Here is a 17,255-nt window from a genome sequence, read left to right as displayed (position 1 = left end):
TCGAGAAGCTGGCGATGTTCCTAAGCGCTACGATCGACTTCGACAGCATAGACGTGGTTGGCGCCGTGCATGTTTGACACGAAGACGATCCATTTTGCGTCCGGCGTGAAAGTCAGATTCGGCTCAAGCCGGTAGTCGTGGTTTGACAGATCCACGAGCCGCTCGGATCGCAGGTATTCGACGAAGATCTGGTCTTCCTTATCGCTAGACGGATCTTCATCAACGATCGGTTCGGGGCGCAGTAGGACCAGCCATTTACCGTCTGGCGCATGAGCGACCATGTCGCCGTCGCCGCCGTCGCCAGCGAACAGACGGCCGTCCGGCGAGACGTTGTAATGAACCGACCAGTCATTCTGCTCGACCCGACGATAGACCCGGCGGCCCGTCTCCAGATCGACCGAGGCAACCCAGAAGACCTGGCCGCGCGGGGTCTGCAGGTCATAGAGCACCTGTCTGCCGTCCGGGCTGAACCATTCGTGGCCGAAGATCTCGAAGTTCATCGTCCGCTGATGGGTCTTTCTCAGGCCCGTGCCATCTGCGCGGATAGCCCACATTCGATCCACGCGGTGCCAGGGGCCTTCATGGCAAAAGATGATCTGCTGGGGGTCGGTGGGGGAGAACTGCGTGTGGCCGATCCATTCGTTGGTCTTGTGGATCACGCGTCGCTCGCCCGTGGTCAGGTCGATGACGAAGATTTCCATAGGATAGCGCGCGGCCCAGCGTTGAAGCATCCGCACGCCCTTGGCGCGGGCGAAGTTCAGCGGCTTTCCGTCCGGCCCATCAGCTTCGTATTCGGCCTGATCGAAGCGGCGGTTGCGCGGGTCGGGCACGGTCGGCTGGAGCGGTTGGCTGTCATAGGCCACGAAGCCCAGGAGCAGGCTCTCATCGGCATTGACCGAATTGATCTGACCGTTCGGTATCCGGCCGATCTCGCGACGGTGCGTGGTGTCGACGTCGATGACGAACAGGGTCTTGGCGCGGTCCATCAACTGGCCTTCGCCAGGCGCGGTCACCGAATAATAGACGTTGCGCCCCTTGCGGCCCGTGAACATCAGGTCGGCGTCATGGTCGGGCACCAGAACGTTGATGGCCCAGGTCGCCAGATTGACGGTCGAGATGCCCTGAGGCGTCGAGATGACCATCAGGTCGGGCGCCCCGACCTTCTTGGGCAAGAACATGTTCTTGTAGAAATAGGGCTTTCCGCCCCCGCCATCGGGCGAGACGCGGCGGATGCGATGGCCGGTCTTCGGATCGACCCACTCGGTAGGCGCGGGGCCGTCCCAGCGCGGCCGCTCGACCGGCGTCTCTTGAGTCGAAGGCGGGGCGGTGTTGGGCGCGGGCCAGACAGGGGTTTGGCCTGGCGCAGGCGGGGTTGCGGATGCGGCCTGCTGGGCCTGGGCGGTCGTGGTGGCGAAGGCGCCGACGGCGGGGGCCGCCAAGAGGGCCTTCAGGGCGGTGCGTCTGGAGGTCGTCATTGGGGCGGTCCTCTCGTTTTTTCTGGATTACGGCGCGGGTGTCAGGCCTTCGACCCGGACGGTCCAGCCGTCCTTGGGAAAGCCCGGCGCATGACCGCTGGACCCGTCCCAGCCCGCCGCCATCAGGCCGACGGCCATCAGCAGCGACCCATTGGACGGGAAATAGGTCTCGGCGGCGCGGCGATAGCCTGGACCATCGGGGTTGACCGCCATCTCGACGCCGCCGGCGCCGGCCGAAACGGGGACCAGTTCGTCGGCGTGTTCGTCCAGGTGGACGCGAGGGGTCATGCCGGTGACGCCCCACTGATTGTTCTTCAGGTCGGCGAACAGCCAGTTCACCGCCTTGTCCGGTTCGCCGATACGGGCCGCCGTCATGGCCATCATTGGGAAGTCCCAGCCCCAGGTCTGGCGCACGTCCCAGGTCTGCTCCACCGCCTCGAAGGTGCGGCGCATGGCGGCGGGATCGATCCGTTCGCCCGGAATGAAGCCATAGGCCATCAGGAAGGAGGGATGGTCGCGGTTCTTGCACTGAGCCGCCGCCGCGTGTCGGCGACAGGCGTCGGACATGGCCGTCTCCCAAAAGTCCGGCACGCTCTCGACAGGAAGATACAGGCCGTTCCTCATTGGCGGCGGCGCGATCTTGGCTAGGGCCTGATCCCAGTCGGCGCGGCGGGCCTGACCCTTGCGTTCGCGCCACTGTTGCGCGGTTTCGAGGGCCCAGCGGAAATACTCGACTTCAAACGTCGGGTTCACCGTGGTCAGGGGATCATAATTTTCCTGCGCTGGGATCATCGGCGTGCCCAGGTTCAGCCGGCCGTCGCGTTCGATAGGCCAGGTGGCCAAAAGATCGGCCGTGGCTTCGACCACCTCGCCGTATCGATCCAGCACGGCCGGGTCCTTCTCGGCGCGCCAGACCAGTTCGGCCAACAGGATCGGGTGCGGCTGCTGCCACATGATGAAGGGCGAGACGAGGCTGGGGCTGTTGCGGCCCTCGGGTCCGACCATCTTGGGCCACCAGGCGCCCTTGACGTGGTGACGGGCGGCCTCGGCGCGCGCGTTGTCCAGATTGCCGACATACCAGGGCAGACTGCGCTCCAGCATGTCGGCGTGACCCCACATCGCTTGCCAGCCGGAGTGCCAGGGATGCATTTCCAGATGGAACTTGCCGTACCAGCTGTTGGAGAACAGGCCCTCTTCCTGCGGAGGCAGTTCGCCGGCGCCGTTAACGGCCGACAGGTACTGAGACAGGACCACACGCCGCTCCAGCTCGGCTGCGCGCGGGTCGGTTGACCCCGAAAAATCGACGGCGCCGCCCTGGGTCCAGAAGGCGTTCCAGTGTGCGGCGGTCGCCTGGACGCCGGCGGAATAGGCGGGTGTCTTCTCGACGGGCTCCTGCTGATCGAAACGGACCATGACGGTCAGCCGGTCGCGACCGGAGGAGACGACACGGAAGGCGCCGGCGCCGCTCTGTTCGATCTTACCGGACGCGGTGATGCCGGAATAATAGGTGGTGTCGTCCAGGGTGCGGCGAATGTGGACGTCGCCCGTGTCGGAGGCGACGATGCTCAGGCTTTGCGTATCAGAGGCCTCGAACGTCGTCGGGTCGGGATTGATGGCGGGGTTCACGCCAGGATAGCGGATTTGGACGCCCAGACCCTGGGCGGCGACCAGGGGCGAGGCGATCTCGACCATCACCATGTCCAGCGTCGGGTGGACGCGGGTCACGACCTCGACCGGCTGGCCGTCATAGGTGAAACGGCTGGTCAGGGCGCCGGACCACAGGTCCAGCGTCTGGCGCGTGTCGGCGACCTTGGCGAAGTCCAGAGGCTTGCCGTCTGCGAAGGTCAGGCCGATGCGGCTGAGCGAGAACCGATGCGGATTGGCCCGCAGCCAGGTGTAGGCGGGTTGGGTTTCCGCCACGTCCCAGGACTTCATCCAGGCATAGGGCTGCTCGCCCCGACCCGGCACGGGCACGTCGATCAGGCCATCCTGTTCGGTATAGCCGTTCGGATTGGGAAAGCTGTGCCAGGCCCACTGGGCCATGGTCAGCAGGGGCGACAGTTCCGAATACTGCTCCGGGAAGGTCTGGAGCCCGGTGATGTCGGCGGTGAAGCCCAGGTCGCCGTTACCCAGCATGATCGGGGCATGTCGGTTGATGGCGGTCAGGCTGACGTTGTGGCGCGTGACCAGGGCGTGCCGGTCTATCGGCGCGGCGGGCGCGACGGCGGCGGTAGGCGTCACCGTCTGGGCGCAGGCGGCCGTGGGGCCGGCGAGCAGGGTGAAGGCGAGGAGGGCGGTGCGCAGGCGCATCAGGCGGCGTCCTTCTTCAGTCCAAGGCCAGCGCCCTTCCAGCCATACCAGGCCACGACGGCGAAGCAGGCGGCGGGCAGGAGGAAGGCGACATTGGCGCCGTAGAGATCGGCGATCTTGCCCATGGGCCAGGGCAGCAGAACGCCGCCGCCAATGGCCATGACCATGAGGGATGAGGCCTTCTTGGTGCCGGCGCCCAGGCCGGCAGTGCCCAGGGCGAAGATGGTCGCGAACATGGTGGACATGAAGAAGAAGACGGCCAGCAGGGCGATGGGCGAGACTTTGTCGATCCCGGCGGCGACAATCAGCGTCAGCACGACATTGATGACGCCGTAGGCCGTCAGAAGCACGCGTGGCTTGATCTTCAGCAGTAGGGCGGTGGCGAAGAAGCGGCCGACCAGATAGCCGATAGCCGCCAGCGACAGCATGAAGGCGCCTTGCTGCGAGGTCAGGCCCTCCCAGTTGTGCGTCACTAGGTTGATGAAATAGGCGCCGATACCGACCTGGGCGCCGATGTAGAGGGCTTGAGTGATCACGCCGGCGATGAAGTGCGGCTGTTTGGACAGGGGCAGGGCAGGGGCGTCGCCTTGCACCGCACCGCCGTGGTCGGACAGGCCGGTCTCCGGCAGCCGGGCGCGCCAGACGGCAAGGGCGAACAGGACCACGCCGACGGCGATCAGCCCGTACACGATCTGGATCGAACGGGTCGCGCCGCCCAGAGCCTCGGTCGTGGTGGGGCTAAAGAAGACCGCGCCGCCGATCAGGGGGCCGAAGAAGACGCCCAGGGCGTTGAACGACTGGGCCAGGTTCAGCCGCTGTGAGGCCTTGGCCGGATCGCCTAGGACGTTGACGTAGGTGTCCGCGCTGGTCTCGAGGATGCACAGACCGGCGGCAAGAACGAACATCGAGCCGACGAAGGGCAGGAAGGCGCCGGCGCCCGCCGCCGGGATGAACAAAAGGGCGCCGACGGCGGTGACCGCCAGGCCCGACACGATGCCGAACTTGTAGCCCCGCGCATGCAGCAGCATGCCTGCCGGAATCGACAGCAGCAGATAGGCTCCAAAATAGGCGATCTGCAGCCAGGCGCTGTCAGCCTGGCTGATGCTCAGCGTCTCCTGGAAATGCTTGTTCAGCACGTCCAGCAGGCCGTAGGCCAGGCCCCAGATCAGGAAGCAGGCGATGGCGAAGGCCAGCGGGCCCTTCAGCGACCCGGCGGGCTTGGCCAAGCCCCCGGGGGTGTGGGCGGCGTCGGTCTCGATGACCATGGGGATACTCTCCTGGTGTTCCTCGGGCCTCGCCGTCTTGATGCGGCTTCGGCGGATGGGTCAGATACGGTAGATCGCCTCGGCGTTGGCGGCGAACAGGCGGTCGCGTTCGTCGATCGAGAAGTCGGCCGTGATCGCGTTAAACGCGGAATAGAAGACTTCGAAGGTTCCGTGGACGCTTTCGACGGGGAAGTCCGAGGCGAACATGGCGCGCTCGGTCCCGAAGGCCTCGATGCACTCCACAACGATGGGACGGATGCTGTCGGGCGTCCAGGCGCGATCGGTGATGCCGAGACCCGAGATCTTGATCGAGACCTGCGGCTGAGCGGCCAGCAGGCGCAGACCTGTGCGCCACCGCTCCATCCCCGCCACATCCCGGTCGGTCGGCAGGCCGGCGTGGTTGACGATGATCGGAATGTCGGGGTGGCGGGCGGCGATGATGGCGGCGGTCGCCATTTGGGACGGATAGAGCTGGAGGTCGAACGACAGCCCATAGTGCGCGAGCTTGGCGAAGCCCTCGACCCATTTCGGATCACGCAACAGATCGCGATCGGTATAGGTCTTCAACGGATCCTCGTGCCAGCAAACGATCTGGCGCACGCCGCGGACGTTCGGTCGGGCGGCGTGTGCTTCCAGCAGGGCGTCCAGGTCGGGATCCAACATATCGGCGCCGGTGACGATGGCGTGCGGATAACCGGTGTCATCAGCGATCGACTGAAGCCAGTCGGTCTCGGCCAGCTGCTGGCCCACAGGCTGGCCGGCCTCGACGTGAACGATCTTGTCCACGCGCCAGCCCGCCGTGTCCGCCAGATAGTCGTCCAGCAGATAGTTTGCGTTGGCGATGGGCGACATGTCTCCCGCCGGATTGTTCGGCAGGGGATCGTCCTGAAGCCAGCCATAGCGCGCACGCGACAGGTCCCACAGGTGGACGTGCCCGTCGACGATGCGAAGGTCCGAGGCCACGCGTGCGTCCTAATAGGTCGTTCTGCCGCCCGACGTGTCGAACGTCGAGGCGGTGGTGAAGCTGCATTCTTCGGAGGCCATGAAGCAGACCATGGAGGCGCTCTCCTCGACCTCACCCAGGCGTCCCATGGGGATTTTGGAGCGCATGTAATCGACCTGGCTCTGGGGCAGTTGCTCCAGGATCGGGCTTTCGAAGGTGGCGGGGGTCAGGCTGTTGGCGATGACGCCCCTGCCGGCCAGTTCCTTACCCAGCGATTTGGTGAAGCCGATCACACCGGCCTTGGAGGCGGAATAGGCTGAGGCATTGGGGTTGCCTTCCTTGCCCGCAACCGAGGCCACATTGACGATCCGGCCGTAACCGTTGGCCAGCATGAAGGGCACGATGGCGCGCGAGCAGTAGAAGACGCCGTTCAGATTGATGTCGACGACCCTCTTCCAACTGTCGATCGGAAACTCATGCACCGGCACGGTGGCGCCGGTGATGCCGGCCGAGGCGACCAGGATGTCGATGCGGCCGTCCAGCGCCTGGGCCGAGTCCTGGGCCGCTGCGGCGACGGCCTCGGGGTCGGCGACATCCAGGGCGATCACATGGGCGGCCCCGACCTCGGTGGCGGCGGCCGTCAGCGCCTCGGCGTTGAGGTCCCACAGCACGACCTTGCCGCCCTCGGCGACGATGCGGGCGGCTGCGGCCTTGCCCAGGCCCGACGCGCCGCCGGTGACGATGGCGGTGCGGCCCGAAAAACGGCCTTGATAGGCGCTCATCGCGTCCACTCCACGAAGGTCTGGCCTTGTTCACCGAGCTTCTGGATGCCCAGGCGCACCGTGTCGCCCGCCTTCAGATATAGCGGCGGCTTCTGGCCCAGACCCACGCCGGGCGGGGTGCCGGTGGTGATCAGATCGCCCGGCTTCAGCGTCATGAACTCCGACAGATAGGACACGATCTCGGCGACGCCGAAAATCATCGTCCGGGTGTTGCCGGTTTGCATGCGCTTGCCGTTCAGGTCCAGCCACATGTCCAGGTCCTGAACGTCGCCGACCTCGTCGGTCGTCACCAGCCAGGGGCCGACGGGGCCGAAGGTGTCGCAACCCTTGCCCTTGTCCCAGGTGCCGCCGCGCTCGGTCTGATAGGCGCGCTCGGACACGTCGTTGATCAGGACATAGCCGGCCACGTGATCCAAAGCCTCGGCCTTGGTGACGTAGGAGGCGGGCTTGCCGATGACGATGCCCAGCTCGACCTCCCAGTCGGTCTTTTCCGAGCCGCGCGGGATGACCACGTCGTCGTTCGGCCCGTTCAGACAGGTAATGGCTTTGGTGAACAGCACCGGCTCTTCGGGGATCAGCAAATTGGATTCGGCTGCGTGGTCGGCGAAGTTCAGGCCGATGGCCAGGAATTTGCGCACGCCATTGATCGGCACGCCATAGCGAGGCTGGCCCTCGACCACGGGCAGGGTGGTCGGATCGATGGCCTTCAGCGCCTCAAGTGCGGGGCCATACAGTTGGTCCGGCGTGATGTCGGCGATGTATCCCGACAGGTCGCGAATGCGCCCCTCGGCGTCCAGCGTGCCCGGCTTTTCTTGGCCCTTGGGGCCGTAACGCAGCAGTTTCATAGTGGCGGAGGAGCTTTCGTCTTGGCGAAGTTAGGGGCGCGCGTAGGGGCGATGCAGGGCGATGTCGCGGTTCAGTTCGACGCCGAAGCCGGGCGTATCGGGAACCTTCAGGCGGCCGTTTACGGGGACGGGTTCGCCGATCAGTTGCGGATGGAACATCGGCACGACTTCGTCGGCGCCGGGGGCCATCATCAGGAACTCGGCGAACGGGCTGTTATGGCGCGTCACCACGAAGTGGTAGGAATAGACCGACGAGCCATGAGGGATCATCAGCACGCCCTTGGCGTCAGCCAGGGCGGAGATCTTCTGCAGTTCGGTGACGCCGCCGCACCAGCCCACGTCCGGCTGGATGATGTCGCAGCATTCCATCTCCAAGAGCATGCGGAAGCCCCAGCGGGTGGCCTCATGCTCGCCGGTCGTGACCAGCATCCCCTTGGGAGCGTTCTTCTTCAGCGCCTGATAGCCCCAGTAGTCGTCGGGGCTGAGCGCCTCCTCGATCCACTTCAGACCCAGCTTGTGGGCCTCCTGAGCCAGCCGCGTGGCGTAGTTCAGGTCCAGCGCCATCCAGCAGTCGAACATCAGCCAAAAATCGTCGCCGCAGGCGTTCCGCATGGCTGCGAGTTCAGCGATGTTCTTGTGCAGGCCTTCCTCGCCCTCGGCCGGGCCGTGGTGCAGGGGCATCTTGCCGCCGATGAAGCCCAGTTCCTTGGCTTTGTCGGGCCGCGTACCGGTGGCGTAGAAGGTCAGTTCGTCGCGCACCGCCCCGCCCAGCATGGCGAAAACCGGCTCCTGACGCAGACGGCCCAGCAGGTCCCACAGCGCCAGATCCACGCCGGAGATGGCGTTCACCACCAGACCTTTTCGGCCGTAATACTGGGTCGAGAAATACATCTGGTCCCAGATCTTCTCGACCTCGGACGGATCGCGGCCCTCCAGGAAGCGGGCCAGGTGTTTCTCGACGATATAGGCGGCGGGTTCGCCGCCGGTGGTCACCGCAAAACCGACCACGCCGTTTTCGGCCTCGATCTCCACCACCAGCGTGCCCAGCACATTGATGCCGAAGCTGCGGCGGCTCTGGCGGTACTCCGGGTATCTCGCCATGGGGGTGGCGATGTGGTCGTCGATCCAGTGACCGTCGCCCTGATCGTGATAGTCGGCGCCGCCTCCCGTGCCGTCGTTTTTCACGACGAAAGCGCGAACGTGTTTGATGCGGGGCAGGCGGCTCATCGCGTCATCACCAGTGATTGGTGATTTGCTCCCATAATGCGGGATTTCACTGGCGTTCCTCCGTGCATAACGTCAAAGTCAGGCCGGTGTGGCGGAGCGACTTGCGCGTATTGCTACATTCTGAGAATGAGGATTACGAAATGGGACGATCGTCGTCAATCAAGACCGTGCAGGTCGATGGGGAAGAAGAGCCGGGGGCCAAGGCGTCCGGCAGCCAGACCCTGCTGCGTGGTCTGGACGTCATCGACGCCCTCATCGAGGGTTCTCTGCCCTTGGCGGAACTGTCCGAAAAGCTGGATCTGACCCGCAGCACCACTCACCGTCTGGCCTCGGCCCTAGTCGAGCGTCGCCTGCTGTCGTTCCGCCCGCGCGAAGGCTATTCCCTCGGCCCCAAACTGCTGGAGCTGGGCCATGCCGCCAGCCAGCAGATGCATTTGCCGCGCGTGGCCCGGCCCTGGTTGGAACAACTGTCGGCTCAGACCGACGATACGGTCCACTTGGGGGTGCTGGACGGCCGTCATGCGCTTTATCTGGACAAGGTGGCGGGGCGCAGGCGGATCAACATCGGCTCGCGCCTGGGCGAACGTCATCCGATCGCCTCGACTGGCCTGGGCAAGGCGCTGATCCTGGACAAGACCGAGGCGGACTGGATCGACTTCTACGCCGAGCCGGGCGCGACCTATGACTCATCCGCCCGTGCCGTCTGGCTGGAGCGGATGCATGGCTACGCCCAGAAGGGCTACGCCTTCGACCTGGAAGAGAACGAAGACCAGATCCGTTGCGTCGCCGCGCCGATCCGTTCGGTGAACGGCCAGATCGTCGCCGCCCTCAGCGTGTCCTCGGCCGCGCAATATATGTCCGACGCGCGGATGACCGAACTGACCAAGACCGTGACCGAGGCCGCCGACGCGATCAGCGCCGACCTAGGCTGGTCGCCCAAACCCTGAAACCGAACCATCGCCGGAGCCCACATGCTGCTTGAGAACAAGGTCGTCCTGATCACGGGCGCATCGCGGGGCATCGGGCGGGCGACGGCGATCGAGGCCGCGCGCCAGGGCGCCGACGTCGCCCTCAACACCTTCCGGGACGATGGGGCCGCCGCCGAGGTGGTCGCCGAGATCGAGACCCTGGGCCGCCGGGCCATCACCGTCGACGGCGACGTGGCCCAGCCCGCGAGCGCCGCAGCCTTCGTCGCCGCCGCGGTTCAGGCGCTGGGCCGGGTGGACGTCTTCGTCTCCAACGCCGGCATCTGTCCGTTCCACGCCTTCCTCGACATGCCGGTCGAGACACTGCGCCGCACGATGGAGGTCAATCTGCACGGCGCCTATTACATGGTGCAGGCGGCGGCCAATCAGATGGTCCGCCAGGGAGACGGCGGTTCCATCGTGGCCATCAGCTCGATCTCGGCCCTGGTCGGCGGCGAGATGCAGACCCACTACACCCCGACCAAGGCGGGGGTGCACAGCCTGATGCAGTCCTGCGCCGTCGCCCTGGGCCGTCACGGCATCCGCTGCAATTCGGTCCTGCCCGGCACCATCGCCACTGACATCAACAAGGACGACCTCGCCGATCCGAACAAGCGTCAATACATGGAGGGCCGCATCCCGCTGGGTCGTCTGGGCCGGCCAGAGGACATCGCCTCGGTCGTCGCCTTCCTGGCCTCGGACATGGCGAGCTACATGTCCGGCGCGGCCCTGCTGGTCGACGGCGGCGCCTTCGCCAACTTCCAGTAGGACGGCGGCGTGATCATTTCGTCGCCCGGCGACTATCGCGAGGCGGCGCGGCGCAAGCTGCCGCCCTTCCTGTTCCACTATATCGACGGCGGCGCCTACGCCGAACAGACCCTGCGGCGCAACGTCGAGGATTGGCAGGCCATCGCCCTGCGCCAGCGCGTGCTGCAGGACATGACCAGCCTCAGTCTTGATACCAAGCTGTTCGACGAAACCCTGCGCCTGCCCATCATCCTGGCGCCCGTCGGCCTGACCGGCATGTACGCCCGGCGCGGCGAGGTGCAGGCGGCCAAGGCGGCGGCCTCGCGCGGCGTGCCCTTCACTCTGTCCACCGTCTCGGTCTGCCCGATCGAGGAGGTGGCGCCCGCCATCGCCCGGCCCATGTGGTTCCAGCTCTATGTGCTGCGCGACCGGGGCTTCATGAAGAATGCGTTGGAGCGGGCTAGGACGGCGGGAGTGAAGACGCTGGTTTTCACGGTCGACATGCCTACCCCCGGGGCCCGCTACCGGGACGCCCATTCGGGCATGAGCGGGCCCAATGCCGAAATCCGCCGCATGGTCCAGGCGATGACCCATCCGGCCTGGGCCTGGGACGTCGGGGTGCGCGGCACGCCGCACGATCTGGGCAATGTCTCGGCCTATCTGGGCAAGCCGACGGGTCTCGCCGACTATATCGGCTGGCTGGCCAACAACTTCGATCCGTCGATTTCGTGGAAGGATCTGCAATGGATCCGCGATTTCTGGGACGGGCCGATGATCATCAAGGGCATCCTGGATCCGCAGGACGCGCGCGACGCCGTAAGCTTCGGTGCAGACGGCATCGTGGTGTCGAATCACGGCGGGCGTCAGTTGGATGGTGTGCTGTCGTCGGCCCGGGCCCTGCCAGCCATCGCCGAAGCGGTGCAGGGCGAGCTGAAGATTCTGGTGGATTCCGGCATCCGCAACGGTCTGGACGTGGTTCGCGCCATCGCCCTGGGCGCCGACGCGGTCCTGCTGGGCCGGGCCTTCATCTATGCCTTGGCGGCGAACGGTCAGGCGGGCGTCGAAAATCTGCTGGACCTGTTCGAAAAGGAAATGCGCGTCGCTATGACCCTGACCGGCGCCAAGTCGGTCGCCGGCATGACCCGCGAGATGCTGGCGATTTGACGAAGATGACCAACCAATCTTACGGTTGTCAGCTCGGCCTTGCTAGGCCACGCTTGTTGTGACTATATCCGTCATGACACCGGTAGCAGTCGAGCGGCCAACTCGCTTTGACACCGGTGTCTCCCGTCAGCAGCGGGAGGCGTGAACGAGGGCGTTCGATCCTTGATGCGCAACACTTGGGAGGAGAAACTAGAATGATCCAACGCCACAAATTTGCGCGCCACGCCCTGGTCGCCACCGCGTCGCTGGGAGCCCTAGCTCTCGCCATGATGGCGCATGACGCCGCCGCTCAAACGGCCGAGGTCGCTGCACCTCAGACGGATGACGCTGCAGAAGTCGATGACATCGTCGTCACGGGCTTCCGGGCCAGCCTTCAGAATTCCTTAAACATCAAACGCCGCGAACCTGGCGTCGTCGACGCCATTTCAGCTGAGGACATCGCGGATTTCCCCGACACCAATCTGGCCGAGTCGATCCAGCGCATTCCCGGCGTCTCGATCGACCGCGATGCGGGCGAGGGCCGGTCGATCACCGTCCGCGGTCTGAGTTCGGAGTTCACCCGCACGCGGATCAACGGCATCGAGGCCCAGGCATCGACCGGCGCCACCGACTCGTCGGGCGGGGTGAATCGCGGTCGTGGCTTTGACTTCAACGTCTTCGCCTCAGAGCTCTTTAACAATATCACGGTGCGCAAGACCGCCTCGGCCGAGACGGAAGAGGGGTCGCTGGGGGCGACCGTCGATTTGCGCACCAGCCGTCCATTCGACAAGATGGGCTTCCAGGGCGCGCTGTCTGGCCAGTACGGCTACAACGATCTGTCGCAGGACTGGAGCCCGCGCTTCGCCGGTCTGATTTCGAACACCTGGGCGGATGACCAGATCGGCGCTCTGTTCTCGATCGCCTACAGCGAGCGCGACAGTCTGGAGGAAGGTTTCAGCTCGGTGCGCTGGGGACCTGCCAGCGCTGACGGCGGCTTCCAGAATGGCGCTGTCCTGCCGAACGCCGCGCGCACCTACCACCCTCGCATCCCGCGCTATGGCAGCTTGGAGCACAGCCAGGAGCGTCTGGGCGCGACGCTGTCGGTGCAAGCCCGCCCCGGCAACGGTCCGACCCTGTTCACGATGGACATGCTGTACTCGAAGCTGGATTCGACGCGCAGCGAAAACTTCCTGCAAGCGTGGTCGCTCAGCCGTGGCGCCGATCAGGGCGGCAAGCCGCAGGTCGACATCATGAGCTTCGAGATCGATCCCGACACTGGCGAGATGATCTACGCCCAACTCGACGACATGGACATCCGCAGCGAGCAGCGGTTTGACGAGCTGGAAACCGAATTCAAGCAGATGACCTTCGGGGTCGAGCACGAGTTTTCGGATCGGCTGCGGTTCGACGGCCTGATCGGTCGCGCGGAATCCAGCTTCGCCAACCCGGTCCAGGTCAGCGCCATCATCGATCGCCAGAATGTCGATGGCTATTCCTATGATTTCCGTCAGAATCGCAATCTGCCGGCGATCAACTGGGGCTTCAATGTCGCCGACCCTACGCAGTGGAGTGTTGTCGGACCGACCGGCGCCCAGCCCCGCTCGGAGCTGCGCATCAGTTCGAACTTCCAGGAAAACGTCTATACGACGGGTGAGGCCAACTTCGCCTTCGACGTAAGCGATTGGCTCACACTGAAAGCGGGCGTCAGCCGCAAGGAATATGAGTCGAGCAGCCGCGCCTTCGCGCGCCCGAACAACGCCAACGGTTCGCCAGCGCTGCCGGCGGGCACGAGCATGGCTTCGGTCACCAATCTGCTCAGCGGGTTCGGTCGCAATCTCGATCTGCCGTCGGGCGCTGCGACCAGCTGGGTTCGGCCGGATCTGGCTGCGTTGCAAACAGTCTGGAACTACAACTGCAACTGCGACACGGGCGTAGCAGGCGGTGACTTCCGACTGATCGGCCTGAACGGCAATCCGTCCACCTATGGCAACTGGCGTGACGTGACCGAGACCGACACCGGCGCCTATGTCCAGGCCGACTGGGACACGGAAATCATGGGTGTGCCCTTCCGAGGCAACGTCGGCGTACGTCAGGTCAAGACCGAGGTTGACGCCTTGGGTTATTCCAACGTCGGTGGTGTTGCGACGCCGGTCCGGGGCGAGAACGAGTACGACGACACCCTGCCGTCGCTAAACGTGTCGATCGAGCCGATGAAGGATCTGATCGTGCGCGTGGGCGCCGCCAAGGTCATGGCGCGACCGCCTGTCACCAGCCTCGTTCCGGTCTTCACGTTGAGCGCGGCCGGGGCGGCGACCAATACGGCCTCGCTGGGCAATGTCGAGCTGGAACCATATCGGGCAACAACCTACGACCTGTCGGTTGAATATTACTTCGCGCCTGAAGCTCTGCTGTCCTTCGCCTACTTCTACAAGGACATCTCGACCTATGTGCAGACGACCACCGAACCGCTGTCGTACAGCCAACTGACGGCCTTGAACCCTGTGGCCTTCCCGGCGGGCGGTCGTCCTGCCGGCGACATCTATCAGTTCAGCACGCCCACCAACACGCCGGGCGGCCCGCTGAAAGGCTTTGAGATCAGCTATCAGCAGACGTTCTCCTTCCTGCCCAGCCTGCTGTCGAATATCGGTACGCAGCTGAACTACACGCACGTTGAATCCGAGATTCAGTATTGCGTCACCGCAACCTGCGCGGCCTTCGTGACGGCGGATCTGGTCAACCTGTCGCCAAACGCCTGGAACGCGACGCTGTATTATGACGACGGCAAGTTCAATGCCCGTGTGTCGGCGGCCTATCGCGACACCTATTTCCAGAGCGTGCCGGGTTCGAACGGCGCCACGGGCCTGATCCCCTATCAGGGCAAGACCGAAACCACGACGATCGACGCTTCCGCATCGTACAACCTCACCGATAACCTCAGTGTTTCGGTCGAGGGGCTGAATCTGACGGACGAAGCCAATCGTCAGAACCATGGCGACATCGGCCTGCCGCGTGACAGCACCTATGTCTATCACCACACTGGCCGCCAGGTTTACATCGGCGCGCGGTATCGCTTCTGATCCCAACAGATCGGCGAGATAAGACAGGCGGCGTCGGTATAACCGGTGCCGCCTTTCTTTTGGCATCGACCGAACTGGGCAACGCGGCGAGAGAATTTTCGCTTGCCGGCTAGTCGCCTTGGCGGAAGTCGAAACTTTGGTTTGCGACGAAATCTTCCCAGGCGCTGCGCGTGGCGAAGTCCAGGCCGCGATCCCACGCCGATCCCATGTAGTAGGTGAACGACTGACCCGGCGTGACCCGCACCAGTATCAGATAGTTGTCGGCGTCTTCGGTAAAGCCTTCGACCGTTGCGGGATCAACCGCCAGAGCGATGCCGAGCGAGCCATGCTCGGGGTTCTCAGGCTCCCAGAACATCAGACGCCCGTGTGCGGCGTCGCGCGTTACGAAACCCCGTCCATTGTCGTTGCTGCGCTTCGAGATGCCGATCGCGACGATCAGCGGTGCGTCGGAGTTCGAGTTGAAAGTCGAAGTCATGCGCGTGAAGTTGGAGCCTAACGGAAGGCTGAACTCACGCGTTTCTGAAACCGTGCGCACGACATCGACCGGCCAAGGGCGGTAGGTCACGCTGAACCGCGCCTCGTCGCCGCCGGTTTTATCGATCTGGTAGGTGGAGAAGTTGCGACTGGTCCAGAGCTTGTTGTCGTACCAGATGCCCAGACCTCCGGCGCCTCTGCCGCGTCCCACGTCGTAATAATCCAGGCCTTCACCGCGATCGACGTGATAGTTCGGGAACTTTAGCTGGCGGTCCATGAAGGGATAGCGGACACGTTTTGCCCACACATCGATGCCCGAGCCAGAGGGCGCCTCGCGCGCTTCAAGCGTGGGACCGTAAATGCGATGAGCGACGCGATCGTTTTCCCATAGCAGGTCATCCAAACGATCCGGCGCGAAGCGAGCGACCGCGCGCGGTCGCTGCTGGTCTACCGGTGGCGGCTCCAGCGGTTCGATGCTCGAGGGTCGATTCAGAGCGGATGGATCGTAGGAGAGCGCGGAGGTCGCACGCATCTCGGCGTCTCGACGGCGGATTTCTTCGGCGCCGACGACCGTCACGGGGGCGGGCGGGACAGGTGTGGTCGCAGCGATCACTTCGGCCGTGTCGCGCGTGGGTTCCGCCAATGGCAGAGAGCGAACTGGGTCATTCAGCGACGCGACTTCCAGCCCGGCCAGAATATAGGTTCCTGAAGCATAGAGGCCGACGTCCTCAGGGTCGGTCGACACGGGCTGATCGCCGGTCTTCTGCGCTGCGCCCACCAAGCCGTTCGCAAGGACATGGCGGTTCAGGCCGGCCCACCCCTTCAACACATGCGGCAGGTAGGTGTCGCGATCCAAAAGGCCGTGATTGATCCCCCAGGCCAGGGCGTAGACATAGAAGACCGAGCCTGAGGTTTCAGCCTCGGGATAGGCCTCGGGGTCCAGAAGGCTGGCGCGCCACAGTCCGTCCTCCTGCTGAAGTCCTGCGACCCTGCCGGCCATCTTCTGGAAGAGATCGACATAGAAGGCGCGGCCGGCGAAATCGGCCGGCACGGACTCTAGCCATCTTACTAAACCGCCGATGACCCAGCCATTGGCTCGCGACCAGTAGATTCGGTCGCCGTCAGCGTCACGATGGTTCTCATCCTTGAACCGTTCGTCGCGCAGGAACAGCTTTTCGTCCTCGACCCACAGCCGCGCCGCTGTGCGTCGCCATTCCTTATCTGCGGCGTTCAGATATTTTGGATCGCCCGTGATCGCGGTCATCCGGGCGAAGACCGGGGGCGCCATATAGAGCGCGTCGGCCCACCACCAGACGAGCGCGGGTGTGTCTTCCGCCCGGGCCAGATAGGGGACCTGCCAGTCCAGCCGCTGACGCAGCGGCATCAGCACGCCCTCCTGTCCACGACGCGCGTAGAGTTCTTCGTAGAGATCGCCGATCGCGATATCGTCGGCGTTCAGCATCGTCTTGCCCGACCGCGCGCCACGTACACTGTAGTTGTAGTGATCGGCCACGGCGCTCAAGAAACGCAGCGTCCGCGTATCGTCCGACACGCGCGCAAGCCGCGAAGCGCCGACGTAAAAGGTGGCTGCGACCCAGTTCGACGACATCTGCGTCAGGTTGCTGCCCGTCGATAAGGCGAGCGGCTCGGCGGCCATGGCTGCGATTTGCGAGGAGGCGACATATTCGACTGCCGCCATCGTGCTCTCGCGTGACGGCACGCCTGCCAAGTCAGTGTAAAGGGCGGGGCGATCGCGCTGAGCCAGCCATTCAACCTCGACGCCCGGCGGCAAGGCTCCGACCGTTTGCGCTAGAACGGGGCCGGACATGGCGGCCGAGCTCATAAGGACTGCAATCAGGCCAAGGCAGGGTCGGGTTGGCAGGGCCATGTTTTCCTCCGGCGCTGCTCCCGGCGGCGCATGATGGTTGGTGGCCCACTTGGATAGCGAGCCGCAACGTAACCGGTGTCAATTTGTGACGATCAGCTGTCGGTATCTCTTGCC

Annotated in this window: 12 protein-coding genes; 4 read left to right on the top strand and 8 right to left on the bottom strand. The window is 64.6% G+C overall.

The window, feature by feature from the left end; genetic code table 11:
• Positions 1 to 20: 20 nt before the first annotated feature.
• The 7 genes from ABIC32_RS05720 to rhmD are packed head-to-tail and all read right to left on the bottom strand — an operon-like array spanning position 21 to position 8,847.
• Positions 21 to 1,475, bottom strand: a complete 1,455-nt coding sequence (locus tag ABIC32_RS05720; protein ID WP_354073030.1) for an oligogalacturonate lyase family protein — start codon at positions 1,473 to 1,475, stop codon at positions 21 to 23.
• A 27-nt stretch (positions 1,476 to 1,502) separates the two neighbouring features.
• Positions 1,503 to 3,785 carry a hypothetical protein gene (locus tag ABIC32_RS05715; protein ID WP_354073028.1) on the bottom strand — a complete coding sequence of 761 codons (2,283 nt, stop codon included), beginning with the start codon at positions 3,783 to 3,785 and terminating at the stop codon, positions 1,503 to 1,505.
• Positions 3,785 to 5,050 carry a sugar MFS transporter gene (locus ABIC32_RS05710; RefSeq protein WP_354073026.1) on the bottom strand — a complete coding sequence of 422 codons (1,266 nt, stop codon included), beginning with the start codon at positions 5,048 to 5,050 and terminating at the stop codon, positions 3,785 to 3,787. Before ABIC32_RS05710 ends, ABIC32_RS05715 begins: the two co-directional genes overlap by 1 nt.
• Positions 5,051 to 5,110: 60 nt before the next feature.
• Positions 5,111 to 6,013 carry an amidohydrolase family protein gene (locus ABIC32_RS05705; protein WP_354073024.1) on the bottom strand — a complete coding sequence of 301 codons (903 nt, stop codon included), beginning with the start codon at positions 6,011 to 6,013 and terminating at the stop codon, positions 5,111 to 5,113.
• Between the two features lie 9 nt (positions 6,014 to 6,022).
• Positions 6,023 to 6,775, bottom strand: a complete 753-nt coding sequence (locus tag ABIC32_RS05700; RefSeq protein WP_307510374.1) for an SDR family NAD(P)-dependent oxidoreductase — start codon at positions 6,773 to 6,775, stop codon at positions 6,023 to 6,025.
• Positions 6,772 to 7,620 (bottom strand): fumarylacetoacetate hydrolase family protein, encoded by an 849-nt coding sequence (locus ABIC32_RS05695; protein ID WP_354073021.1) that lies wholly within the window; start codon positions 7,618 to 7,620, stop codon positions 6,772 to 6,774. The genes ABIC32_RS05700 and ABIC32_RS05695 overlap by 4 nt, the downstream gene beginning before the upstream one ends.
• A gap of 30 nt (positions 7,621 to 7,650) precedes the next feature.
• A complete protein-coding gene (gene rhmD / locus ABIC32_RS05690; RefSeq protein ID WP_284877677.1) occupies positions 7,651 to 8,847 on the bottom strand; it encodes an L-rhamnonate dehydratase in 1,197 nt (398 codons plus the stop codon).
• A 140-nt stretch (positions 8,848 to 8,987) separates the two neighbouring features.
• Here rhmD and ABIC32_RS05685 point away from each other — a divergent pair, with 140 nt between their 5' ends.
• From ABIC32_RS05685 to ABIC32_RS05670, 4 genes are all read left to right on the top strand, one after another.
• Positions 8,988 to 9,794, top strand: a complete 807-nt coding sequence (locus ABIC32_RS05685; RefSeq protein WP_284877676.1) for an IclR family transcriptional regulator — start codon at positions 8,988 to 8,990, stop codon at positions 9,792 to 9,794.
• Between the two features lie 24 nt (positions 9,795 to 9,818).
• Positions 9,819 to 10,580 carry an L-rhamnose 1-dehydrogenase Lra1 gene (lra1, locus tag ABIC32_RS05680; protein ID WP_199059904.1) on the top strand — a complete coding sequence of 254 codons (762 nt, stop codon included), beginning with the start codon at positions 9,819 to 9,821 and terminating at the stop codon, positions 10,578 to 10,580.
• Positions 10,581 to 10,589: 9 nt separating this feature from the next.
• A complete protein-coding gene (gene lldD, locus ABIC32_RS05675; protein ID WP_354073017.1) occupies positions 10,590 to 11,723 on the top strand; it encodes an FMN-dependent L-lactate dehydrogenase LldD in 1,134 nt (377 codons plus the stop codon).
• Between the two features lie 194 nt (positions 11,724 to 11,917).
• The gene (locus ABIC32_RS05670) at positions 11,918 to 14,779 is read left to right on the top strand and encodes a TonB-dependent receptor (protein WP_354073015.1); all 2,862 of its coding nucleotides are present in this window, start codon (positions 11,918 to 11,920) and stop codon (positions 14,777 to 14,779) included.
• 109 nt (positions 14,780 to 14,888) lie between these two features.
• On the opposite strand, the gene ABIC32_RS05665 is transcribed toward ABIC32_RS05670, so the two are convergent.
• On the bottom strand, positions 14,889 to 17,141 hold the full coding sequence (locus ABIC32_RS05665; RefSeq protein WP_354073013.1) for a glycoside hydrolase family 88 protein: 2,253 nt from the start codon (positions 17,139 to 17,141) through the stop codon (positions 14,889 to 14,891).
• Between the last annotated feature and the right edge of the window lie 114 nt (positions 17,142 to 17,255).

The organism is Brevundimonas sp. 1080, from assembly GCF_040545985.1.
Classification (GTDB): domain Bacteria; phylum Pseudomonadota; class Alphaproteobacteria; order Caulobacterales; family Caulobacteraceae; genus Brevundimonas.
This window is presented reverse-complemented; position numbering and strand designations above follow the sequence as displayed.